Below are 24,026 nucleotides of genomic sequence, written 5' to 3'. Positions count from 1 at the left end.
TGGCGCGACTCCCCCCGAGGATATTTTCGAGCGAAAGATGATCAGGAGAGCCAGCCGGCGAGGTTGCGCGTGATCTGTCCGCAGAGCGCGTCGATGTGGGCCGCGTCGTCGTTGAGGCAGGGAATGTAGGTGAATTCCTCGCCGCCGGCATGTTCGAAACTCTCGCGAATCTCCTCGTTGATCTCCTCGAGAGTCTCGATGCAATCGGCCGAAAACGCGGGCGCGATGACGGCGATGCGTTTTTTTCCGGCGGTCGCCTGACGGGCCACTTCATCGACCGTGTAGGGCTTGAGCCATTCCTCGGGGCCGAATTTCGACTGGAAGGTCGTCATGATCCGGTCATCGGCCCAGCCGAGCTTCTCCTTCAGCAGGCGCGTCGTCTTCTGGCACTGGCAGTGGTAGGGATCGCCCTCGTGCAGGTAGCGTTCCGGCAGGCCATGGTAGGAGCAGACCAGCAGGTCCGGCGCCGTCTCCTTGGCCGCATAGGCGCGGGTCACCGACTGGGCGAGCGCGTCGATATAGGCGGGATCGTCGAAGTAGGGCGGCAGGGTCCGGGTGGCGGGCTGCCACTTCTCCTCCATCAGGGCGCGGAAGAACTGGTCGTTCGCCGTGGCGGTCGTGGCACCGGCGTACTGCGGGTAGAGCGGGCAGAAGAGGATCCGGTCGCAGCCGGCCTTCACCATCGCCTGCACCTTCGACTTGGTCGACGGGTTGCCGTAGCGCATGCAGTAATCGACCATCACCTGGTCACCGTATTGCACCTGCATCTTGGCGGTCACCGCGGCAGTCTGGGCCTTGGTGATCGTGGCCAGCGGGCTTTCGCCCTCTTCGTGGTTCCAGATGCTCTCGTAGGCCTTGCCCGAGGCGAAGGGGCGCTTGGTCAGTACGATGGCCTGGAGGATCGGCTGCCACTTCCACTTCGGGTAGTCGATGACCCGCTGGTCCGAGAGGAACTCGTTCAGGTAGCGCCGCATCGGCCAGTAGGAGGTGCCGTCCGGCGTGCCGAGATTGGCCAGCAGGATACCGACCTTGCGGGCGGGCAGTTTCGGGTGGCTGTCGGGGGCATGTGCCGGGCGTGCGCTGGTGTCCATCTCTCGGTTCCTTTTTGTCTGCGCGGAGATAGGGGACTCGGCGCCGGGGTCAATGGCGGGGCCGGAGGGCGCGACGCATGGTCACTCCTTCAGCGGCATCTCGAAGGTGTTGAGCGCATCGGCCAGCCGCGTGGAGGCGGAGCCGGGGCGCAGCGGTTTCGGCTGGCTCGCGTCCGGGGCCCAGCCGAGGAGGAAGAGGATCTCGAAGGTCGCGGTGATGCGGCCATCGGGGCCGGCGAAATGCTCGGCATAGATCTCGGCGGCGCGGGCAAAGACGGTGCGGCGGGTGGGCCGGCGCAGGCGCGCGTCGAGCGCGTTGCCCTCGCCCATGGCGCGCAGCTCGCGCATCAGGTGCAGGGGCGTTTCGTAGCTGGCGGTCAGGGTCAGGCTGTCGGCCACGGGCAGGGCGAAACCGGCCCGTTGCAACAGGGCGCCGAGGTCGCGGATCTCGGCCATGGGGGCGACGCGGGGCGAGAGGCCGCCGGTCACCTCGGCCTCGGCCTGGGCGAGGGCGGCGCGGAGTTCCGAAAGGGTCTGGCCGCCGAAGAGGCAGCCCATGAAGAGCCCGTCGGCCTTCAGCGCGCGGCGCGACTGGATCAGCTGGCCGACAGGGTCCGTGGACCAGTGCAGCGCCATGGCATGGACGACGAGGTCGTGGGTGCCCGGCTTCAGCGCCAGCACCTCCTCGGGCGCGACTTGCGTGGCGCCGGGGGCGACCCTGTCCCAGAGCGCCGGGAAGGGCGTCACGAGGGCGGGGGCGGTAAACGATCTCTTAACCAGCAGGAGGCGATCCTGCATGTCCTCCACCGCGGCGCGGTGCAGGAACAAGGCCTCGTCCGTCGCACGGGCGCGGTTGCGGGCGAGGGCTGCGGGATCGGTCAGGCGGGGCGTCGGGGCGGCTGTCATGGCGCGAACATAGGGGGGCGGCGATGAGGTTTCAAACGGCATTGCAGCTGATCGATCCGCCACGCTGCCTGAACTGCGGTGGGCTGGTCGAGAGCGACGGCGGCCTGTGCGGCGCCTGCTGGCGCGAGACGCCGCTCATCGGGGGCACGGTCTGCGATCTGTGCGGTACGCCGCTGCCGGGGGAGGGTGACGGTCTGCACTGCGACGCCTGCCTCCGGGTCGAGCGGCCCTGGGACCGGGGCCGGGCGGCGTTGCTCTATGACGGGGTGGCGCGGCGGCTGGTGCTGGGGCTCAAGCATGGCGACAGGGTGGACCTTGCAGCGCCCGCTGCCGGCTGGATGGCGCGGAGCCTGCGCGGCGTGGTGCCGGAGGGGGCCCTCGTGGCCCCGGTACCGCTGCACCGCTGGCGGCTGGCGAAGCGGCGCTACAACCAGTCGGCGCTGCTGGCGCGGGCGCTCGCGCGGGAACTGGGGCTGACCTGCGTGCCGGACATGCTGGTGCGGCGCCTGCGCACGCCCTCGCTCGATGGCCTCGGGGCCGAGGCGCGCTTTGCCACGCTTCAGGCGGCCATCACGCCGAACCCCCGGCGCGCGGCTCAGATCGCGGGCCGGGTGATCCTGCTCGTGGACGACGTGATGACCTCCGGCGCGACGCTTTCGGCGGCAACGCAGGCTTGCCGCGACGCGGGAGCGGCAGGCGTGATCGTGGGGGTACTGGCGCGGGTCGCGAAAGATGCCTAAGTTACATGCATCCGAAATTCCGGGGGACCCCATGCAACCTGTCGATATCTATTCCTCGCCCTACTGCGGTTTCTGCCATGCGGCCAAACGCCTGCTGGTCGAGAAGGGCGTGGAGTTCAACGAGATCGACGTGATCGCCACGCCCGAGAAACGGGCCGAGATGCTCCAGCGGGCCCATGGTCGCCATACCGTGCCGCAGATCTTCGTGGGCGAGACCCACGTGGGCGGCTGTGACGACCTCTACGCGCTGGAAAACGCCGGCAAGCTCGATCCGCTTCTGGCCGCCGACGGCTGATCGCCGGGCGGACCATGAACGACACGACCCACAACCTCGCGGTCACGCTCTTCAGCGAGATCCTGACCTCGGACCAATTGGTCCGGAACCGCCTGTCGCGCGTGCTGCCGAAGGGGATGGAGATCTCGCATTTCTCGGTGCTCAACCACCTCGCCCGCGCGGGCGGGGAGCGCAGCCCGGCCCAGCTGGCGCGCGCCTTCCACGTCACGCGCGGGGCCATGACCAATACGCTGAGCAAGCTGGAATGGGCGGGCTACATCCACGTCCGCCCCGACTGGGACGATGCCCGCCGCAAGATGGTGGCGATCTCGCCCGCTGGCCGTCAGGCAAGGGATGCCGCCCTGTCGGCCATCACGCCCATGGTCCGCGAAGTGGTCGGCGAAATCGGCGAAGACCGCGTCCGCGCCGCCCTGCCGATCCTGCGCGAGTTGCGCCTGAAGCTCGAAGAAGACCGGTAGGTCCACTTCATCTTTCGCTCGAAAATATCCTCGGGAGGAGCGTCAGGGACGGGGGGCAGACAGCCCCCCTCAACGCCCGCCGCAGGCGCTCACGCCGTTGCAGGTCGCAGCGCCGCGGTGACGTAGTTCACACTCAGGTCACGGTCCGAGATCCGCCACTGCCAACTGATCGGGTTGAAGACATAGCCCTTGCGGTCCACCGGCTCCATTCCGGCACGGCGGATCAGGTCGTAAAGCTCGTCCGGGGTGATGAACTTGTCCCAGTCGTGGGTGCCCTTGGGCAGCCACCGCATGACCCATTCGGCACCCACGATCGCCATGGCGAAACTCTTGGGGTTGCGGTTGATCGTCGAGCAGAGGTGCAGCCCGCCGGGCTTCAAAAGGTCGTGACAGGCGGTCAGGTAGGCCAGCGGATCGGCCACGTGCTCGACCACTTCCATGTTCAGCACCACGTCGAACTGTTCGCCCGCTTCGGCCATGGCTTCGGCGGTGGTGTGGCGATACTCGATGGCCAGACCGGATTGCTCGGCATGGACCTGTGCCACGGGGATGTTGCGTTCCGCTGCATCGGCGCCCACCACCTCTGCCCCCAGGCGCGCCATCGGCTCGCAGAGCAGCCCGCCGCCACAGCCGATGTCGAGCAGGCGCAGCCCCTCGAAGGGCTTGGACGTGCGCAGGTCGCGGTCGAACTCCGCGGCGATCTGCTGGGTGACATAGTCCAGGCGGACCGGGTTCATCATGTGCAGCGGCTTGAACTTGCCGTGGGGATCCCACCATTCGGCGGCCATGGCCTCGAACTTGGCGACTTCGGCGGGGTCGATGGTGGTCTGAGCGGTTTGCATTCCGGTGGTCCTGAGGTCATTGTGGGCTGCGGCTTACATATAGGGCAGCGATGGACAAATTCTCCGGCCAAAAGAGCGCAGCGCAGTATCTCTACCCTCCGATCGACCCGTTTGACCAGCGGATGCTCGCGGTGGGGGATGGCCATACGATCTATGTCGAGCAATCCGGCAAGCCGGACGGAATTCCCGTCGTGGTGCTGCACGGCGGCCCGGGCGGCGGATGCAGCCCGGCGATGCGGCGGTATTTCGACCCGTCGGTCTATCGCGTCGTGCTTTTCGATCAGCGCGGCTGTGGCCGCTCGCGGCCCCATGCGGCGATCGAGGGCAACACGACCTGGGACCTCGTGGCGGATATCGAGGAGATCCGCACCACGCTGGACATCGACCGCTGGATCGTCTTCGGCGGAAGCTGGGGCGCGACACTGGCGCTGGTCTATGGCCAGAGCCACCCCGATGCGGTCACCCACCTCGTGCTGCGCGGCGTCTTCCTCGGCACCCAGTCCGAGCTGGACTGGTTCTATGGCGGCGGGGCCGCACAGTTCTGGCCCGAGGTCTGGCGCCGCTTCACCGACCTGGTCCCCGAGGATGAGCGCGGCGACATGATCGCGGCCTACCACAAGCGGCTCTTCTCGGGCGTGGTGGCGGAGGAGATGCGGTTCGCCAAGACCTGGTCGCAGTGGGAGAACGCGCTGGCTTCGATCTCGTCGCAGGGGCTGGGGGGTGAGCCGCCGGGCACCTATGCCCGGGCCTTCGCCCGGCTGGAGAACCATTATTTCACGAACCGCTGCTTCCTCGACGAGGAGACCGCGATCCTGAACCGCATGGACCGGCTCAAGGGTATTCCCGGCTGGATCGTGCAGGGGCGCTACGACATGATCTGCCCGCCCCGCATGGCCTGGGAGCTGTCGGCGAAATGGCCGACCTCGGAGCTGCGGATGGTGGGCGACGCCGGCCACGCGCTGTCGGAGCCGGGGATCTCGGCCGAGCTGGTGCGGATCATGAACCGGATCGCCCTGGGGTGAGTCCCTCGCACTGAGTCCCGGGGGCTGTCTGCCCCCGGATCCCCGAGGATATTTCCGAGCGAAAGATGCGAGGGGTCGAGGCACGCATATTCCCCTTGTGATTCGAGGAAACCGCGCGTATATCAGCGCCAACAGCGGCGTGTCGGTGTCCTCGGGTACCACGCTCCACCGGATGCATCGACGGGCCGCGCGCCCGTTTTTTTATGCCCTGACGGTTCCTTCCGTCCGGGCGGATGCAGGACAGAGATGACAGACCTGATTGCAAAAGCCGCCATCGACCGCCGCCTGGCCGAGATCGTGAGCCCGGTCATCGAGGACATGGGCTTCGAACTCGTGCGCATTCGGCTCATGGGGGGTCAGACCAAGACGCTGCAGATCATGGCCGAACGGCCAGACGGCGGCATCGAGGTGGATGAATGCGCCGAGATTTCCAACGCGGTGAGTGCCGTTCTGGACGTCGAGGACCCGATCATCGAGGCCTACACGCTGGAAGTCTCCAGCCCCGGCATCGACCGGCCGCTGACCCGGCTGAAGGATTTCGACACCTTCGAAGGCTACGAGGCCAAGCTCGAGACCGCCGAACTGGTGGGCGGGCGCAAGCGCTTCAAGGGCGTGCTGGCCGGGGTCGAGGACAACGACGTTCTGATCAACATCGAGGACCAGGGCGAGGAAGTCACTGTGGGCCTTCAGTTCGAGTGGCTGGCGGATGCCAAGCTCGTCCTGACCGACGAGTTGATCAAGGAAATGCTGAAAGCCCGCAAGGACGCAGGCGATCTGGACGAAACCAAGTTTGACGAGATCGAAACGGACAACACGTCCGAGGAGGATTGAGAATGGCCATTACCTCTGCCAACCAGCTGGAACTGCTCCAGACCGCCGAAGCCGTTGCCCGCGAGAAGATGATCGACCCCGGTCTCGTGGTCGAGGCGATGGAGGAATCCCTCGCCCGCGCAGCGAAGAGCCGCTACGGCGCCGAGATGGACATCCGCGTCAAGATCGACCGGAAGACCGGCCGCGCGACCTTCACCCGCGTCCGCACCGTCGTGGAAGACGAGGCGCTGGAGAACTACCAGGCGGAGCTGACCGTCAAGCAGGCGAAGCAGTACATGGCCGATCCGCAGATCGGCGATGAGGTCATCGACGAGGTGCCCCCGGTCGAGATGGGCCGGATCGCGGCACAATCGGCCAAGCAGGTCATCCTGCAGAAGGTCCGCGAAGCCGAGCGTGACCGCCAGTACGAAGAATTCAAGGACCGCAACGGCACCATCATCAACGGCGTCGTCAAGCGCGAGGAATACGGCAACGTCATCGTCGACGTGGGCCGTGGCGAAGCCATCCTGCGCCGCAACGAGAAGATCGGCCGCGAGAGCTATCGCCCGAACGACCGTATCCGCTGCTACGTGAAGGATGTGCGCCGCGAAGCCCGTGGTCCGCAGATCTTCCTCAGCCGCACCGCGCCGGAATTCATGGCCGAGCTCTTCAAGATGGAAGTGCCCGAGATCTATGACGGCATCATCGAGATCAAGGCCGTGGCCCGGGATCCCGGTTCGCGCGCCAAGATCGCCGTCATCTCCTACGACAACTCGATCGACCCGGTCGGCGCCTGTGTCGGTATGCGCGGTTCGCGCGTGCAGGCCGTGGTGAACGAGCTTCAGGGCGAGAAGATCGACATCATTCCGTGGAACGAGGACCAGCCCACCTTCCTGGTGAACGCGCTGCAGCCCGCGGAAGTGTCGAAGGTGGTTCTGGACGAGGATGCCGAGCGCATCGAGGTCGTGGTACCGGACGAGCAGCTGTCGCTCGCCATCGGCCGCCGCGGTCAGAACGTGCGTCTGGCCTCGCAGCTGACCGGTCTCGACATCGACATCATGACCGAGGCCGAGGAATCCGAGCGTCGCCAGAAGGAATTCGAAGAGCGCACCAAGCTCTTCATGGATACGCTGGACCTCGACGAGTTCTTTGCACAGCTGCTGGTCTCGGAAGGCTTCACCAACCTCGAAGAGGTGGCCTATGTCGAGCTGGATGAACTGCTGGTCATCGACGGTGTCGACGAAGGCACAGCCGAGGAGCTGCAGGCCCGCGCCCGCGACTACCTCGAGGCACAGGCCAAGGCCGCCCTCGACCACGCCAAGGAACTGGGTGCCGAGGACAGCCTCATTGACTTCGAGGGTCTGACACCCCAAATGGTGGAAGCACTGGCGGAAGACGGCGTGAAGACGCTGGAAGACTTCGCCACCTGCGCCGACTGGGAACTGGCCGGCGGCTGGACCACGGTCGACGGACAGCGCGTCAAGGACGACGGCATCCTCGAAAAGTTCGACATGTCGCTCGATGAAGCACAGCAACTGGTGATGACCGCCCGTGTCCTGCTGGGCTGGGTCGACCCCGCCGATCTTGAAGCGGACGCCGAGGACGAGGATGCCGAGCTCGAAGACGAGATCGACGCCGAGGACGAGCAGTAAGGCATCCCGGGAACAGGAAGGCCTGACATGAGCCGAGGTGGCGCAGAGAAAGACCGCTCCGGGGGACCGGAGCGGAAATGCATCGCAACTGGCGAGACTCAGCCCGCGCATGGGCTGATCCGCTTCGTTGTCGGGCCTGATTCGCAGCTTGTTCCGGATGTTCTGGAGAAACTGCCGGGCCGAGGAATATGGGTGGCGGCCGATCGGGCCGCGCTCGATACGGCGGTGAAGAAGAAGCTCTTTGCCCGCGCCGCCCGCCAACCGGTGACCGTGCCCGATGGGCTGACCGATCTGGTGGAAAGCATTGTGGCGCGTCACGTGGTGGAACTCATTGCGCTGGCGCGGAAATCCGGTGACGCGGTCGCCGGCTACGAAAAGGTAAAGGACTGGCTGGCCAAGGAAGAGGCCCGCGTCCTGATCCAGGCCTCGGACGGATCCGGCCGGGGCAAGTCGAAATTGAGCACCCCCTACGGTGGGCGCTATATCGGTTGGCTGACGGCGGATGAGCTGGGGTTGGCCTTCGGACGCGAAACTGTCATACACGCCGCCCTAGGCGCTGGTGGTTTGGCGAAACGTGTTGTAGAGGAAGCGGCGAGGCTGAAAGGCCTGCGCGCTGACGAGGGCGGCCGATCCGCCTGAGAGGATGAATGAGCCATATGAGCAACGACGACGGTAAGAAGACTTTGGGTGTACGTGGTGGCGGGTCCCGGCCGGGAAACGTGAAGCAGAGCTTCAGCCATGGACGCACCAAGAACGTCGTGGTCGAAACCAAGCGCAAGCGTGTCGTGGTCCCGAAGACGGGCAGCGGCAAGGGCGGGTCCAACCCGGCGCTGGGTGATCCGGCGCGTCGGCCCAAAGGCATTTCCGATGCGGAGATGGAGCGCCGCCTGAAGGCAGTTCAGGCGGCAAAGGCGCGTGAGGTCGAAGAGGCCGCACAACGCGAAGCCGACGAAAAGGCCCGCGAGGAAGAGCGCCAGCGCCGCCGCGAGGAACTGGAACAGAAAGAACGCGAAGAGCGTGAGCGCGAGGAAGCCCTCAAGGCCAAGGCCGAAGAGGAAGAGCGCCAGCGCCGTGAAGCGGAAGAGGCCAAGAAGGCCGCAGCCGAGGCCGACAAGGCCGCGCGCGCAGCCCCCGCGGCCGCGCCGGGCGAGGATGCCAACCGGGGCGCCAAGCCCGCCGGTGGCCGTCTCAAGTCCGCGCCGACCAACGACCGCAACGATCGCGACGACCGCGGTGGCCGTGGCAAGGGCCGCGACGATGGCCGCCGGTCGGGCAAGCTGACCCTGAACCAGGCGCTCTCCGGTGGTGAGGGTGGCCGTCAGAAATCGCTCGCCGCGATGAAGCGCAAGCAGGAGCGCGCCCGCCAGAAGGCCATGGGCGGCAACCAGCAGCGTGAGAAGGTCGTCCGTGACGTCCAGCTGCCCGAGACCATCGTGGTGTCGGAACTGGCCAACCGTATGGCAGAACGCGTGGCCGACGTGGTCAAGGCGCTGATGCAGAACGGCATGATGGTCACGCAGAACCAGACCATCGACGCGGACACCGCCGAGCTGATCATCGAGGACTTCGGCCACAAGGTCGTCCGTGTTTCGGACTCCGACGTGGAACAGGTCATCGATGCCGTCGAAGACAAGCCCGAAGACCTTCAGTTGCGTCCCCCGGTCATCACGATCATGGGCCACGTCGACCACGGCAAGACCTCGCTTCTGGATGCGATCCGGAACGCCAAGGTCGTCGCGGGCGAAGCGGGCGGCATCACGCAGCACATCGGCGCCTACCAGGTGACCACCGAAAGCGGCGCGGTCCTGTCGTTCCTCGATACCCCCGGCCACGCGGCGTTCACGTCGATGCGGGCCCGTGGTGCGCAGGTGACGGACATCGTCGTTCTGGTGGTGGCCGCGGATGACCAGGTCATGCCGCAGACGATCGAGGCGATCAGCCACGCGAAAGCGGCCGGTGTGCCGATGATCGTGGCGATCAACAAGGTCGACAAGCCGGACGCCAACATCGACAAGGTCCGCACGGACCTGCTTCAGCACGAAGTCATCGTCGAGGCGCTTTCGGGTGACGTGCAGGACGTTGAAGTCTCGGCCAAGACCGGCCAGGGCCTTGACGAACTGCTCGAAGCCATCGCGCTGCAGGCAGAGATCCTCGAGCTGAAGGCCAACCCGTCGCGTGCTGCGCAGGGTGCCGTCATCGAGGCGCAGCTGGACGTGGGCCGCGGCCCCGTCGCCACCGTCCTGATCCAGAACGGCACGCTGCACCAGGGCGACATCTTCGTCGTGGGTGAGCAGTACGGTAAGGTCCGTGCGCTGATCAACGACAAGGGCGAGCGCGTGCAGGAAGCCGGTCCGTCGGTTCCTGTCGAGGTTCTGGGCCTGAACGGCACCCCCGAAGCGGGCGACGTTCTGAACGTGGTCGAGACCGAGGCGCAGGCCCGCGAGATCGCGGAATACCGTCAGCACGCCGCCAAGGACAAACGTGCCGCCGCCGGCGCCGCGACCACCCTTGAGCAGCTGATGCAGAAGGCCAAGGACGACAAGGATGTCTCCGAACTGCCGATCGTCGTGAAGGCGGACGTGCAGGGCTCGGCCGAGGCGATCGTTCAGGCGATGGAGAAGATCGGCAACGACGAAGTCCGCGTGCGGGTTCTGCACTACGGCGTCGGCGCGATCACCGAATCCGACATCGGTCTGGCCGAAGCCTCCGGTGCCCCGGTTCTGGGCTTCAACGTCCGTGCCAACGCACCGGCCCGGAACAGCGCCAATCAGAAGGGCGTGGAAATCCGCTACTACAGCGTGATCTACGACCTCGTGGACGATGTGAAAGCGGCGGCCTCGGGCCTGCTGTCGAACGAAATCCGCGAGACCTTCATCGGTTACGCGACGATCAAGGAAGTCTTCAAGGTGTCCAACGTCGGCAAGGTTGCCGGCTGTCTGGTTACCGAAGGTGTGGCCCGCCGCTCCGCGGGTGTGCGCCTGCTGCGCGACGACGTGGTGATCCACGAAGGCACGCTGAAGACGCTCAAGCGCTTCAAGGACGAAGTCTCGGAAGTGCAGTCCGGCCAGGAATGCGGTATGGCCTTCGAGAACTACGACGACATCCGCCCGAACGATGTCATCGAGATCTTCGAACGCGAAGAGGTCACCCGGACGCTGGCGTGATCCACGTCGGAGAGGATTTGAAAAGGGCGCCCCACGGGGCGCCCTTTTTCGTGCGTGTGCCGTCGTTTGGCAGGTCCGGGCGTGCGGCCCTGTGCCAGACAGCCCTGAGCCAGACATGAGAAAGGCGGGCCATTGGTCGGGCCCGCCTTTCGGAATTCAGTAGTACCAGGAAGTGCTGCGAAGGATCATGCAGCCGCAGGTTGCGAAACGGGAAGGCCAGCAAAGACCTTTTCCCCAACGCGCACCTCGACGCTGCCGTCCGGCAGCGAACGGACATAGTTTCCTTGAACGGAAATGTACTGCCCAATCGTGATAGTGCGAAGCATTTCAGTCTCCCCAGAAGAGTGGTGAGACTATGGAATACACCTTTTCTGTTAACAAATCACTGACAAAGTCATCAAAGCTTCACGTTTGGGTAGGAAATTAAGCGCATATTTTGTGCGATTCAGGGTTTTCAGCCTGATTGACCTACGACACCTTGATTTTTCTGCACTGCGTCATAGCCAGTCGCGGAGAATCGGAATCAGGGGGATATCCGCGGGAGGCATCGGGTAGTCGCGCAATTCCCGCGTGTGCGCCCAGGCCAGCGTCTGGCCTTCGCGGGCCTGCGGAATGCCTTGCCACTTGCGGCAGGCAAAGAGCGGCATCAGCAGGTGGAAATCGTCGTAGGCATGCGAGGCGAAGGTCAGCGGCGCGAGGCAGCTGGCCCATGTGTCGATGCCGAGCTCTTCCTGAAGCTCGCGGATCAGCGCCTCCTCCGGGGACTCACCCGGTTCGACCTTGCCGCCGGGAAACTCCCAGAGACCGGCCATGGACTTGCCCTCCGGGCGCTGCGCGAGAAGCACCCGGCCGTCGACATCGATCAATGCGACGGCCGAGACGAGGATGACCTTCTTGCTCACGAGCGGTAATCGGCGTTGATCGCGATGTAGCCGTGGGTCAGGTCGCAGGTCCACACGGTCGCGGTGCCACCGCCGAGGCCAAGGTCGACCTTGAAGACGATGTCCTGCCCCTTCATGTGGTTGGCGCCGTCTTCCTCGCGGTAGGTCTCTGCCACCCAGCCCTTTTCGGCCACCAGCGTGTCGCCGAACCAGATCGAGATCAGATCGCGATCCGCGGCCGCCCCGGACTTGCCGATCGCCATGACGATGCGGCCCCAGTTCGGGTCCTCGCCGGCGACGGCGGTCTTGATCAGGGGCGAGTTGGCGATGGCGAGCGCATGGGTCTTGGCATCGGCGTCCGACTGGGCGCCGGTGACGTGGATCTCGATGAACTTCGAAGCCCCTTCGCCGTCCTTCACCACCTGATGCGCGAGGTCGAGCATCACGCTGCGCAGCCCTTCGATGAAGGCCGTGCTGTCAGCCGTCACGGACACGCCGGAGGCGCCGGTGGCGGCCAGCAGCAGCGTGTCAGAGGTCGAGGTGTCGCTGTCGACGGTGATGCAGTTGAAGGTCAGGTCCGTCAGGGCGCTGACCATGTCCTGCAGCACCGAACGCTCCACGGCGGCATCGGTGAAGATGTAGACCAGCATCGTCGCCATGTCGGGCGCGATCATGCCCGAGCCCTTGGCGATGCCCGCGATCCGGACCGGCTTGCCGTCGATCTCGACCGTGGTGGTCGAGCCCTTGGGGAAGGTGTCGGTGGTCATGATCGCCTCGGCCGCCTCGGAAATCCCGGCGGCGGAGAGCTTGCCGTCCAGCTCTTCGAGCTTGGCAATGATGCGGTCATGTTTCATCGGCTCGCCGATGACCCCGGTGGAGGACGTGAAGATCCGCTCCTGCGGGAGATCCAGCACCTTGGCCGCGGCGGCAGTGACCGCCTCGACCGAGGCCCGGCCATGCTTGCCGGTGAAGGCGTTCGCATTGCCGGAGTTCACCAGGATGGCGGCACCTGCCTCGCTGTCACCCGCGATCTTGTCCTGGCAATCCAGCACGGCGGCGGACCGGGTCGAGGACCGGGTGAAGACACCGGCCATGGAGGTGCCCGGCGCAAGCCGGCACAGCATGACGTCGGTCCGACCCTGGTAGCGGACCCCGGCGGCGACGGTCGCGAAGGACACGCCGCCGATTTCTGGCAGATCGGGGAAGCTTGCGGGTGCAAGCGGAGAGAGAGGGGGTTTGCCGCCCATGGGCGTTTACTCCAGCAGGCCGAAATCGGCGATGGTGTTCGGGTCGATGCCCTCGACGCCGGACCGGTCGATGGTCGCGGCAGCGGTGACCTCTTCGATATGCGCCGAGACAGCCTCTTCCTGCAACTGTGCGGTCAGCTCGTCACGGACTTCGTCCAGCGTCGGGGCCGCCTTGTCGCGGGTCTCTTCCAGCTTGATCACGTGCCAGCCGAACTGGGTCTGCACCGGATCGGAGACGGCGCCGGGCTCCATGCCCTTCACGGCGTCCTCGAAGGGCTTCACCATCATGCCGTCGCTGAACCAGCCGAGGTCGCCGCCGGTCGGGCCCGAGGGGCCGGTCGACTTGTCGCGGGCGAGCGCTGCGAAATCGGCACCGCCGTCCAGCTCTTCCTTGATCGCCTTGGCCTCGTCCTCGGTCTCCACGAGGATGTGGGCGGCGTGGTACTCGGTGCCCGGCTCCGCGTCGCCGTACTGCGCCTCGTAGGCGGCCTGAAGCGCGTCATCGGTGATCGCGGTTTCCATGTAGGCGGTGACGGCTTCACCGGCCATCAGGGCGCGCTTCTCGTTCTCCATCGCCAGCTCGACGCGGTGGGGCACCTCGTCGACGCCCTGCGACAGGGCGGTCTGCTGGATCAGCTGCTGAAGAATGCCCTCGAAGAGCGCGTCGTTCGGCAGCTGTGCGTATTGCGCGGGCAGGCCGGCGCGCACGAGGATCATGTGGCCCAGCGTGATGTCCACGCCGTTGACCGTGGCGACCACCGTATCGGCGGTGGCGGCTTTTGCCGGGGTTTCCGACGTGGCTTCGGCCGCGGGGGCCTCGGTGGTCGGGGTGGCATCCTGCGCCACTGCCGTCATCGGCAGCGAAAGGCAGAGAGCTGCCAGAATTCCGGTATGTCGCGACATCGCTTCGGTCCTTCCTTGGGTCACGGAGCCCCTGTGACGGGGCGTGACGTTGACACTCCCAGACCCGCCGCTTACATCGCCTTAGGAATAAGGCTGCAGGCCCGTTCGCGCCCCGTTGTAGGGGAGGGACTTTGGGGGCACAAGGCAGACCATCGCACGAAGACGTCAACGACCGGAAGTGATAGATCATGCTGGGAATGGGTACGCTCGCCAAAAAGGTCTTCGGGACCCCGAACGACCGAAAAATCAAGGCGGCGCGGCCGATTGTGGCGAAGATCAACGCGCTCGAAGAGCAGTTCGTCGCCATGAGCGACGATGAGCTCAAGGCCAAGACCGAAGAGCTTTCGAAGCGCGCCATCGACGGCGAAAGCCTCGACGACATCCTGCCCGAAGCCTTCGCGAACTGCCGCGAGGCGGCCAAGCGGGCGCTTGGTCTGCGGGCCTTCGACACGCAGCTGATGGGCGGGATCTTCCTGCACCAAGGTAACATTGCCGAGATGAAGACCGGCGAGGGCAAGACCCTCGTGGCGACCTTCCCGGCCTACCTGAACGCGCTGACCCGCAAGGGCGTCCACGTCGTCACCGTGAACGATTACCTCGCCAAGCGGGACAGCGAGTGGATGTCCAAGGTCTATGGCCTGCTGGGCCTGACCACCGGCGTGATCTACCCGCAGCAGGACTCGAAAGAGAAGTACGACGCCTACCGCTGCGACATCACCTACGCGACGAACAACGAGCTCGGCTTCGACTACCTGCGCGACAACATGAAGTCCGAGCTGAAGGAGATGTTCCAGCGCGGGCACAACTTCGCAATCGTCGACGAGGTGGACTCGATCCTCATCGACGAAGCGCGGACCCCGCTGATCATCTCGGGCCCGGCGCAGGACCGCTCCGATCTCTATACCGCGATCGACCAGCTGATCCCGCAACTGAACGAAGACATGTTCACCGTGGACGAGAAGCTGCGCCAGGTGACCTTCACCGACGAGGGCAACGAATACCTCGAGGCGAAGCTGCACGAGGCCGGCCTGCTGCCCGAGGACCAGACGCTCTATGACCCGGAAAGCACCACCGTGGTGCACCACGTCAACCAGGGTCTGCGCGCGCACAAGCTCTTCACCAAGGACAAGGATTACATCGTCCGCAATGACGAAGTCGTCCTGATCGACGAGTTCACCGGCCGGATGATGGCGGGCCGCCGCCTCTCCGAGGGTCTGCACCAGGCCATCGAGGCCAAGGAAGGCGTCAAGATCCAGCCCGAGAACGTGACGCTGGCGCAGGTGACCTTCCAGAACTACTTCCGCCTCTACAACCGCCTCTCCGGGATGACCGGGACCGCGATCACCGAGGCCGAGGAATTCATGGAAATCTACGGCCTCGGCGTGGTGGAAGTGCCCACCAACCGGCCGATTGCCCGCGTGGACGAGGACGACGCCGTCTATCGCACCGTGCGCGAGAAGTTCCAGGCCATCGTCGAGACGATCAAGGAGGCCCATGCAAAGGGCCAGCCGGTCCTTGTCGGCACCACCTCGATCGAAAAATCGGAAGTGCTGAGCCAGCTCCTGACGCAGGCCGGTCTGCCGCATAACGTGCTGAACGCCCGCCACCACGAGCAGGAAGCCGAGATCGTCGCCGATGCGGGCAAGCTGGGGGCGATCACCATCGCCACCAACATGGCTGGTCGCGGCACCGACATCCAGCTGGGCGGCAACGTCGATATGAAGGTGATGCAGGCCCTCGCCGAAACGCCCGACGCCGACCCCGAGCAGCTGCGCGAGAAGATCGAGGCGCAGCACGCGGAAGAGAAGAAGAAGGTGCTGGATGCCGGCGGCCTTTTTGTTCTGGCCACCGAGCGTCACGAATCCCGCCGGATCGACAACCAGCTGCGCGGCCGGTCTGGCCGTCAGGGGGATCCGGGCCGGTCGTCCTTCTTCCTCTCGCTGGAAGACGACCTGATGCGCATCTTCGGCTCGGAACGGCTGGAGAAGGTGCTTCAGACGCTGGGCATGAAGGAAGGCGAGGCGATCATCCACCCCTGGGTGAACAAGTCGCTGGAGCGCGCACAGGCCAAGGTCGAGGGGCGCAACTTCGACCAGCGGAAGAACGTGCTGAAGTTCGACGACGTGATGAACGAACAGCGCAAGCTGATCTTCAAGCAGCGGATGGAGATCATGGAGGCGCAGGACCTCTCCGAGATCGCCGCCGACATGCGCCATCAGGTCATCGACGATCTCGTCGAAGAATACATGCCGCCCAAGACCTACGCCGACCAGTGGGATACCGACGGGCTGAAGCAGGCCTGTGTCGAGACGCTGGGCATCGACGTGCCCGTCGATGAATGGGCCGCCGAGGAAGGCGTGGACGACGACGAGATCATCGAGCGTCTCGAGAAGGCCTCCGACGAGTCGATGGCCCAGAAGGCCGCCGCCTTCGGCCCCGAGAACATGCGCCTGATCGAGAAGCAGATCCTGCTTCAGACCATCGACGGCAAATGGCGCGAGCACCTGCTGACGCTGGAGCACCTGCGCTCGGTCGTGGGCTTCCGGGGCTATGCGCAGCGCGATCCGCTGAACGAGTACAAGAACGAGGCCTTCGCCCTCTTCGAGTCCATGCTCGACGGTCTGCGCGAGGACGTGACCAAGAACCTCGGCCGGGTGCGCCCGATGACCGAGGAAGAGCAGCGCGCCCAGATCGAGATGATGCAGCAGCAGGCGCTTGCCCAGCAGGCCGCGCTGCAGCGCATGGCTGAGGACGCGCAGGCCAAGGCCGAGGGCACTGCGCCCGAAGGCGCCAAGCCCGGCTTCGACGAGACCGATCCTTCGACCTGGGGCAACCCCAGCCGGAACGATCCGTGCCCCTGCGGCTCGGGCAAGAAGTTCAAGCACTGCCACGGCGAGATCCTCTGATCCCGGCTTTGGCTGATCCGTCTCTTCCCTGATTGCGTCGGGCCCCCTCTGCGGGGCCCGATCGCGTTTTCGGGGGTGGTTCCCCGGGCGTTAGGGCCGTGGCCCAAGGTCAGAGAGACTCCACGCCCGCGCCTTAAACTGGCCGCTATTGAGGATCAGTTTGTTTCCAAACAGTGAACCTGTGTGGAGGCTGATGCCATGGCCGCAAAGAACAGATACGTCGTCGCCGGCGCGGCCTTCGTCGCCGCGATTTCCGCCGGTTTCGTGATGCAGAACGGGTTCGGTGGCGGGCCCGCCACCCCGACCCAACTCGCCTCGGCGCAACCGCTCGCGACGCAGTCTATGATGCCGATCCCCGCGGCGCCCCGGCCGCAGGAGCCGGTGGTGCTGTCCGACATCTCCCATGTCTCGGCCCTCCCCGAAGAGGGCACCGACATGATGCCGAAGGACTTCGCGTCCGACGCCCCGGCAGGCGGTTCCGCAGACGATCCTGCACAGGCGCCCGCGGCCCCCACGTCCCTTCCGTCCGCCAGTTACGACGTGGCCCTCGCCGAGGACCCGGCGCCCGCGAAACCGGCGCTCGGCACCCCTGCGGGCGAGCTGATGGAGCCGATCGCCAAGCCGACCCCGACGCCCGCTCCGGTACGGGCCCCGGCCGCCACCGCCTCCGACAAGGACGCCGCCGCCCCGGTCTGCGAGGTCACGATGCAGGCCGAGCAACGCGCCGCCGCCATGGTACAGCTCACCGTCGAGGCGCCCTGCCTGCCGAACGAGCGCGTGACCTTCCACCATTCCGGCCTGATGTTCACGCTGGCCACCGATGCCGAGGGACACCTCGAAACCGAGGCCCCGGCGCTCACCGAAGCCGCGCTCTACATCGCCTCCTTCGCGGCGGGCGACAGCGCCGTGGCCATGGTCACCGTCGACTCGCTGATCTTCTACGACCGGGCCGTCGTGCAATGGAAAGGCGCCGAGGGGCTGCACCTGCACGCGCTGGAATACGGCGCGCATTACGGCGAGGCCGGTCACGTCTGGGCCGATGCGCCCCGGGACCTGACCGTCGCGGCCAAGGGCGAGGGCGGCTTCCTGACCCTGCTGGGCGATCCCACCATCGCCGAGGCCCAGCTGGCCGAGGTCTACACCTTCCCCACCGCGACCGCCGCCCGTGACGGCGATATCGACCTCTCGGTCGAGGCCGAGGTGACCGCCGCCAACTGCGCGAAGGAACTCGACGCGCAGTCGCTGCAAGTCCACGAAGGCGCCGCGCCCGTTGTGCAGGACCTCGTGCTAGACATGCCGGATTGTTCCGCCGAAGGGGACTATCTGCTGTTGAAAAACCTTGTGAATGACCTGAAGATCGCCCGCAACTGAGCAACCCTCGGGGCAGGACATGATCAAGCAACGTGCGGCGATCCTCGCCGCACTTTTCCTTTTCGGACAATCCCTTGGCATCGGGCAGGCAGCGGCGCAGGACGTGACCTTCCTGTCCCGCGACGGCTCTGTCGAGGTCTCGGGCACGCTCCTTGGCTTCGATGGCGAATACTACCGTGTGGATACGCTCTACGGTGAGCTCACGGTGGACAGCTCCGGTGTCATCTGCGACGGGCCGGGCTGTCCCGACCTCACCTCCTACGTGGCCGAGCTGGAGCTCTCCGGCGCCGCCGCCATGGGCCGCGTCCTGCTGCCGGCGCTGATCGAGGGCTTTGGCCTGAAGTACGGCTACGCGGTGGAGCGCGCGGACCTCGAACCGACGCGGACCGAGTTTCGCCTGAAGGAAGGCGACCGGGTCGCGGGCGTCTTCCGCATCCATTCCTCGAACACCGACGAGGGCTTTGCAGACCTGCTGGCCAACGAGGCCGACATGGTCATGGCCCTGCGTGAGATGCGGGCGGATGAGCGCGACCGGGCACGGGATGCCGGGATGGGCGATCTGCGCAGCGTGGGCCGCTCGCGCGTGCTGGCGCTGGATGCACTGGTGCCCATCGTCGCGCCGGGCAACCCGGTGACGGCGCTGACCGTGCCGCAGCTCTCGGACGTTCTGGCGGGCAAGGTGACGAACTGGCAGCAACTGGGCGGGGCCGATGCGCCCATCGACGTGCACCTGCGCGACGGGGCCTCGGGTTTCGGTCAGGCGACGGTGGACCGGCTGCTGTCGCCCGTGGGGGAAACGCTCTCGCCCGGGGCGACCCGGCATGAGAGCGACGCGACCCTGATCCGCGCGGTGATGCGCGATCCCTTCGCCCTTGGCGTGATCAGCCTGTCCGAGCTGCGCGAGGCGGTGCCCGTGGCGCTGTCCGGCGCCTGTGGCTTCACCCTGCGGCCGACCCGGCGGAACGCCAAGACCGAGGATTACCCGCTGGTGCTGCCGGTCTTCCTCTACCTCCCCGCGCGGCGGCTGCCGAAGCTGGGGCGCGAGTTCCTCGCCTATACACGGTCCTCCGCCGCGCAACTGGTGATCCGGCGCGTGGGCTACGTGGATCAGGCCCCCGAGGAGGTGCCGATCAACATGCAGGGCGACCGTTTCGCCAATGCCATCGCCCGGGCGGGCGAGGAAGTGCCCCTGCAGGAGTTGCAGCGCATGGTCGGGCGGCTGACGCCGATGAAGCGGCTGACGACCTCCTTCCGCTTCGAGGCCGGGTCCTCCGACCTCGATGCGCAGTCGCGCTCCAACATCCTGCAACTGGCCGATGCGCTGGAGGGCGGGGACTATGACGGGCGCGAGCTGCTCCTCGTCGGCTTCTCGGATGGCGAGGGGCCGGCCGGGCCGAACCGCGAGATCGCGCAGCGCCGGGCGCAGGTGGTCTATGACGCCATCGTCTCGGCAGCCGAAACCTTCGATCCCACGCGCACGCAGATCTCGGTCGAGGCCTTTGGCGAGGCGATGCCCATGGCCTGCGACGACAGCGCCTGGGGTCGGCAGGTGAACCGCCGGGTCGAGGTCTGGCTACGCTAGAGATAGCCCTCGGCCTTCAGCGAGACCTCGCGCGATTTGCCCACGATCAGGTGGTCATGCAGTGTCAGTCCCAGCACCTGCGCAGCCTCGTCGATCTGGCGCGTCATGGCGATATCCTCCTGCGACGGCGTCGGATCGCCCGAGGGATGGTTGTGCACGAGGATGAGCGCGGAGGCGTTCAGTTCCAGCGCCCGTTTCACCACCTCGCGGGGATAGACCGGCACATGGTCCACCGTGCCGCGGGCCTGTGCCTCGTCGGCGATGAGGATGTTCTTGCGGTCGAGGTAGAGCACGCGGAACTGTTCCGTTTCGCGGTGGGCCATGGTGGTGTGGCAATAGTCCACCACCGCATCCCAAGACGAGATCACGTGCCTCTGCATCACCCGGGAGCGCGCAAGCCGGGCCGCCGCGCCCTCGATCAGCTTCAGCTCCGCCACGATCGAGGCGCCCACACCCTCCACCGCCAGCAGCCGCTCTTCCGATGCGGTCAGCACGCGGTTGAAGTCGCCGAAGGCCTCCAGCAGGCGGCGGGCCAGCGGCTTCATGTCGGCGCGGGCATTGGCACGGAACAGGACCATTTCGAGGATCTCGTAATCCGGCATCGCCTCGTGCCCGCCCTGCAGCAGCCGTTCGCGCAGGCGTTTGCGGTGATCGCGGATGTAGGACGGCGGCTGCACCGCGCGGCCCGGCGGGGCGGCGGGCTGGCCCTCGAACAGGGGCAGCGAAGCTTCGGAGAGGTGATGTGGTGGCGTGGTCATGGCGCAGCCTCGCCATGAAATGGTTAAGGGCGGGTTAACCCCGCCCTTGCCCTGTCGTTTCCGGTTCTCTGGCCGGATCGGGCCTCAGCCCTTCATGTTGTCCCAGAAGGTCTTCACCGAGGAGAAGAAGCTGTTGCTTTCCGGGTTGTTATGCTCGGACTGGGCCGAGAACTCCCGCAGCAGTTCCTTCTGGCGCGCGGTGAGGTTCACCGGGGTCTCGACCGCCAGTTCGATGAACATGTCACCGCTGCCGCCGCCGCGCAGGTTGGGCATGCCCTTGCCGCGCAGGCGCATCTGGCGGCCGGACTGGCTGCCCTCGGGGATCTTCACCCGCGAGCGTCCGCCGTCGATCGTCGGCACCTCGATGTCACCGCCAAGCGCGGCCGTCGACATCGACACCGGCACGCGGCAGTAGAGGTTGTTGCCCTCGCGCTGGAACAGCTCATGGGGACGGACCTCCACGAAGATGTAGAGATCGCCCGACGGGCCACCGCGCATGCCGGCCTCACCCTCGCCGGCGAGCCGGATACGGGTGCCGGTTTCCACGCCTGCAGGGATGTTCACCGACAGCGAGCGGTCGCGTTCGACGCGGCCCTGCCCATGGCAGACCTTGCAGGGATTCTTGATGATCTGGCCGAGACCGCTACAGGTGGGACAGGTCCGTTCCACCGTGAAGAAGCCCTGCTGCGCGCGCACCTTGCCCATCCCGGAACAGGTCGGACAGGTCGTGGGCTCGGCCCCGCCTTCCGCGCCGGTGCCCGAGCATTCGCCACAGGCGATCGAGGTCGGCACGTTGATCGTCTTCTGAAGCCCGGAATAGGCCTCTTCCAGCGTCACGCGCAGGTTGTAGCGCAGGTCCGAACCGCGTGCCGCCCGCTGCCGGCCACCCCCACGGCCCTGCTGGCCCATGAAGTCACCGAAGAGGTCGTCGAACACATCGGAGAAGGCCGAGGCGAAATCGCCCTGGGCCCCGGCGCCACCCCGGCGCGGACCCCCGCCCATGGAGCCGTCGAAGGCGCCGTGACCGAAGCGGTCATAGGCGGCTTTCTTGTCGGCGTCCTTGAGGACGTCGTAGGCTTCGTTGACTTCCTTGAACTGGTCTTCGGCGTTCGGGTTGTCGGAGTTGCGGTCGGGGTGCAGTTCCTTGGCCTTGCCGCGGTAGGCTTTCTTGATCTCGTCCGCCGAAGCGCCCTTCTGGACGCCAAGAACGTCGTAGTAATCACGTTTTGCCACTGGGTTTACCCCCTTTTACGGAACAGATAGGGCCGGCCCGCCGGAATGGCGGACCGGCCCCAGAGGTTCCTCAGCTGCCCTTAGGCACGCTTGTTGTCGTCCAGGTCCTCGAAGTCGGCGTCGACGATGTCATCGTCTTCGGCCGAGCCGCTCGGCTCTTGGTCTGCCGCGGCCGGCTCGTCGCCGCCCTCTTCCTGGCTGGCCTTGTAGATGGCCTCACCCAGACGCATGGAGGCTTCGGTGACGTTCTGGATGCCGGACTTGATCTTGTCGGCGTTGTCGCTTTCCAGCTCGTCCTTCAGCGCGGCGATGGCCAGCTCGATGGCTTCGACGGTGGACGGGTCCACCTTGCTGCCATGCTCTTCCACGGCCTTCTCGGTCGAGTGGATGAGGCTCTCGGCCTGGTTCTTTGCTTCGACCAGCTCGCGGCGGCCCTTGTCGGCCTCTGCGTTGGCTTCGGCTTCCTTGACCATTTTCTCGATATCGTCGTCCGAGAGACCACCGGAGGCTTGGATGGTGATCTTCTGCTCGCGGCCCGTGCCCTTGTCCTTGGCGGACACGTTCACGATGCCGTTCGCATCGATGTCGAAGGTCACTTCGATCTGCGGCATGCCGCGCGGTGCCGGCGGGATGTCCTCGAGGTTGAACTGGCCGAGCATCTTGTTGTCGGCCGCCATCTCGCGTTCACCCTGGAACACGCGGATCGTCACGGCGTTCTGGTTGTCCTCGGCGGTCGAGAAGACCTGGGACTTCTTGGTCGGGATCGTCGTGTTGCGGTCGATGAGGCGGGTGAACACGCCACCCAGCGTCTCGATCCCCAGCGACAGCGGGGTCACGTCGAGCAGGACCACGTCCTTGACGTCGCCTTGCAGCACGCCGGCCTGAATGGCGGCGCCGAGGGCCACGACCTCATCGGGGTTCACACCCTTGTGCGGTTCCTTGCCGAAGAACTTGGTCACCTCTTCGATGACTTTCGGCATCCGGGTCATACCGCCGACGAGAACGACTTCGTCGATGTCCGAGGTGGTCAGACCGGCATCTTTCAGGGCCGCCTGGCAGGGCTTCATCGAGGCCTTGATCAGGTCGCCGACGAGGCTTTCCAGCTTGGCGCGGGACAGCTTCATCACCATGTGCAGCGGCTGGCCGCCTTTCGGGTCCATCGAGATGAACGGCTGGTTGATCTCGGTCTGCGAGGAGCTCGACAGCTCGATCTTGGCCTTCTCTGCGGCTTCCTTCAGGCGCTGCAGGGCCATCTTGTCCTTGGTCAGGTCGACGCCATGCTCTTTTTTGAACTCATCCGCGAGGTAGTTCACGATGCGCATGTCGAAGTCTTCACCGCCGAGGAAGGTGTCCCCGTTGGTCGATTTCACTTCGAAGAGGCCGTCGTCGATTTCGAGGATGGTGACGTCGAAGGTCCCGCCGCCGAGGTCATAGACCGCGATGGTATGGGTGTCTTCCTTGTCGAGACCATAGGCCAGGGCCGCTGCCGTCGGTTCGTTGATGATCCGCAGCACTTCGAGGCCGGCGATCTTGCCGGCGTCCTTGGTGGCCTGACGCTGGGCGTCGTTGAAGTAGGCGGGCACGGTGATGACGGCCTGGGTCACTTCCTCGCCGAGGTAGGACTCTGCGGTCTCTTTCATCTTGCCGAGGATGAAGGCCGAGATCTGGCTGGGCGAGTACTTGTCACCCTTGGCTTCGACCCATGCGTCGCCGTTGCCGCTGTCGATGACATTGTACGGCAGGTTCTTCTTGTCTTTCGCGAGGTCCGCGTCGTCGTTGCGACGACCGATCAGGCGCTTCACACCGAAGATGGTGTTGGCGGCGTTCGTGACGGCCTGACGTTTTGCCGACTGGCCGACCAGACGCTCTTCATCCGTGAAGGCGACGATCGAGGGCGTCGTGCGGGCCCCTTCGGAATTCTCGATCACTTTGGGCTGCGAACCGTCCATGATGGCGACGCAGCTGTTGGTGGTGCCGAGGTCGATACCGATAACTTTCGACATGTTTTTCGATCCCTTTCACTAAGGCGATGTGGCGAGGCGCGGACCCATTACGGCATCCCCACCCCGGTCTGAGGGGTGGCGTTCAGTGCGCAGGCAATGCCCTGTCCGCCACGCTTCTGGGCGTATATAAGAAGGCCCGTATGGCCCTGCAAGCATTGCGCG

Annotated in this window: 21 protein-coding genes; 11 read left to right on the top strand and 10 right to left on the bottom strand. The window is 65.7% G+C overall.

What is annotated here, in order from left to right:
* Nucleotides 1-41: 41 nt before the first annotated feature.
* Nucleotides 42-1,091, bottom strand: coding sequence for a ferrochelatase (gene hemH / locus ACX9MO_RS07980; RefSeq protein ID WP_462214152.1), 1,050 nt, complete (start codon nt 1,089-1,091; stop codon nt 42-44).
* A gap of 81 nt (nt 1,092-1,172) precedes the next feature.
* A complete protein-coding gene (locus tag ACX9MO_RS07975; RefSeq protein WP_462214151.1) occupies nt 1,173-1,997 on the bottom strand; it encodes a methyltransferase domain-containing protein in 825 nt (274 codons plus the stop codon).
* A 23-nt stretch (nt 1,998-2,020) separates the two neighbouring features.
* Between ACX9MO_RS07975 and ACX9MO_RS07970 the strand changes: the two genes are divergently transcribed.
* The 3 genes from ACX9MO_RS07970 to ACX9MO_RS07960 are packed head-to-tail and all read left to right on the top strand — an operon-like array spanning nt 2,021 to nt 3,490.
* Entirely contained in the window at nt 2,021-2,737 is a 717-nt protein-coding gene (locus tag ACX9MO_RS07970) for a ComF family protein (protein ID WP_462214150.1), read from the top strand.
* Between the two features lie 31 nt (nt 2,738-2,768).
* The gene (grxC, locus tag ACX9MO_RS07965; protein WP_222490845.1) at nt 2,769-3,032 is read left to right on the top strand and encodes a glutaredoxin 3; all 264 of its coding nucleotides are present in this window, start codon (nt 2,769-2,771) and stop codon (nt 3,030-3,032) included.
* A gap of 14 nt (nt 3,033-3,046) precedes the next feature.
* Nucleotides 3,047-3,490: a MarR family winged helix-turn-helix transcriptional regulator gene (locus tag ACX9MO_RS07960; RefSeq protein WP_222490846.1), complete on the top strand. Its 444-nt coding sequence runs from the start codon at nt 3,047-3,049 to the stop codon at nt 3,488-3,490.
* Between the two features lie 89 nt (nt 3,491-3,579).
* On the opposite strand, the gene ubiG is transcribed toward ACX9MO_RS07960, so the two are convergent.
* Complete coding sequence (gene ubiG, locus ACX9MO_RS07955) at nt 3,580-4,332, bottom strand: bifunctional 2-polyprenyl-6-hydroxyphenol methylase/3-demethylubiquinol 3-O-methyltransferase UbiG (RefSeq protein WP_462214149.1); 753 nt, start codon at nt 4,330-4,332, stop codon at nt 3,580-3,582.
* Between the two features lie 50 nt (nt 4,333-4,382).
* On the opposite strand from ubiG, the gene pip reads away from it, so the two are divergent.
* The 5 genes from pip (at nt 4,383) to infB (ending at nt 10,980) form a co-directional block, all read left to right on the top strand.
* Nucleotides 4,383-5,354 (top strand): prolyl aminopeptidase, encoded by a 972-nt coding sequence (gene pip, locus ACX9MO_RS07950; protein WP_462214148.1) that lies wholly within the window; start codon nt 4,383-4,385, stop codon nt 5,352-5,354.
* A gap of 246 nt (nt 5,355-5,600) precedes the next feature.
* A complete protein-coding gene (rimP, locus tag ACX9MO_RS07945; protein WP_222490849.1) occupies nt 5,601-6,185 on the top strand; it encodes a ribosome maturation factor RimP in 585 nt (194 codons plus the stop codon).
* A 2-nt stretch (nt 6,186-6,187) separates the two neighbouring features.
* The gene (gene nusA, locus ACX9MO_RS07940; protein WP_222490850.1) at nt 6,188-7,816 is read left to right on the top strand and encodes a transcription termination factor NusA; all 1,629 of its coding nucleotides are present in this window, start codon (nt 6,188-6,190) and stop codon (nt 7,814-7,816) included.
* 27 nt (nt 7,817-7,843) lie between these two features.
* On the top strand, nt 7,844-8,455 hold the full coding sequence (locus ACX9MO_RS07935; RefSeq protein WP_222490851.1) for an RNA-binding protein: 612 nt from the start codon (nt 7,844-7,846) through the stop codon (nt 8,453-8,455).
* 17 nt (nt 8,456-8,472) lie between these two features.
* Nucleotides 8,473-10,980, top strand: a complete 2,508-nt coding sequence (gene infB / locus ACX9MO_RS07930) for a translation initiation factor IF-2 (RefSeq protein ID WP_462214434.1) — start codon at nt 8,473-8,475, stop codon at nt 10,978-10,980.
* 185 nt (nt 10,981-11,165) lie between these two features.
* On the opposite strand, the gene ACX9MO_RS07925 is transcribed toward infB, so the two are convergent.
* From ACX9MO_RS07925 to ACX9MO_RS07910, 4 genes are all read right to left on the bottom strand, one after another.
* Nucleotides 11,166-11,306 (bottom strand): hypothetical protein, encoded by a 141-nt coding sequence (locus ACX9MO_RS07925; RefSeq protein WP_462214147.1) that lies wholly within the window; start codon nt 11,304-11,306, stop codon nt 11,166-11,168.
* 171 nt (nt 11,307-11,477) lie between these two features.
* Entirely contained in the window at nt 11,478-11,882 is a 405-nt protein-coding gene (mutT, locus tag ACX9MO_RS07920) for an 8-oxo-dGTP diphosphatase MutT (protein ID WP_462214146.1), read from the bottom strand.
* Nucleotides 11,879-13,108, bottom strand: a complete 1,230-nt coding sequence (argJ, locus tag ACX9MO_RS07915; RefSeq protein WP_222490853.1) for a bifunctional glutamate N-acetyltransferase/amino-acid acetyltransferase ArgJ — start codon at nt 13,106-13,108, stop codon at nt 11,879-11,881. The genes mutT and argJ overlap by 4 nt, the downstream gene beginning before the upstream one ends.
* A 6-nt stretch (nt 13,109-13,114) precedes the next feature.
* A complete protein-coding gene (locus tag ACX9MO_RS07910; protein WP_462214145.1) occupies nt 13,115-14,011 on the bottom strand; it encodes a peptidylprolyl isomerase in 897 nt (298 codons plus the stop codon).
* 188 nt (nt 14,012-14,199) lie between these two features.
* Between ACX9MO_RS07910 and secA the strand changes: the two genes are divergently transcribed.
* From secA to ACX9MO_RS07895, 3 genes are all read left to right on the top strand, one after another.
* Nucleotides 14,200-16,917, top strand: coding sequence for a preprotein translocase subunit SecA (secA, locus tag ACX9MO_RS07905; RefSeq protein WP_462214144.1), 2,718 nt, complete (start codon nt 14,200-14,202; stop codon nt 16,915-16,917).
* Nucleotides 16,918-17,115: 198 nt separating this feature from the next.
* Nucleotides 17,116-18,288, top strand: coding sequence for a hypothetical protein (locus tag ACX9MO_RS07900; RefSeq protein WP_462214143.1), 1,173 nt, complete (start codon nt 17,116-17,118; stop codon nt 18,286-18,288).
* A 19-nt stretch (nt 18,289-18,307) separates the two neighbouring features.
* A complete protein-coding gene (locus tag ACX9MO_RS07895) occupies nt 18,308-19,870 on the top strand; it encodes a substrate-binding domain-containing protein (protein WP_462214142.1) in 1,563 nt (520 codons plus the stop codon).
* Here the strand turns inward: ACX9MO_RS07895 and radC are convergent.
* From radC to dnaK, 3 genes are all read right to left on the bottom strand, one after another.
* Nucleotides 19,867-20,628, bottom strand: a complete 762-nt coding sequence (gene radC, locus ACX9MO_RS07890) for a RadC family protein (protein WP_222490857.1) — start codon at nt 20,626-20,628, stop codon at nt 19,867-19,869. The two genes, ACX9MO_RS07895 and radC, sit on opposite strands and share 4 nt — an antisense overlap.
* 84 nt (nt 20,629-20,712) lie before the next feature.
* Nucleotides 20,713-21,861, bottom strand: coding sequence for a molecular chaperone DnaJ (gene dnaJ, locus ACX9MO_RS07885; protein WP_462214141.1), 1,149 nt, complete (start codon nt 21,859-21,861; stop codon nt 20,713-20,715).
* Between the two features lie 80 nt (nt 21,862-21,941).
* The gene (gene dnaK, locus ACX9MO_RS07880; RefSeq protein WP_222490859.1) at nt 21,942-23,864 is read right to left on the bottom strand and encodes a molecular chaperone DnaK; all 1,923 of its coding nucleotides are present in this window, start codon (nt 23,862-23,864) and stop codon (nt 21,942-21,944) included.
* Between the last annotated feature and the right edge of the window lie 162 nt (nt 23,865-24,026).

The organism is Pseudooceanicola profundus, assembly GCF_054919315.1.
The sequence above is the reverse complement of the archived record's forward strand: the minus strand, read 5'-3'. Positions and strand labels throughout refer to the sequence as shown.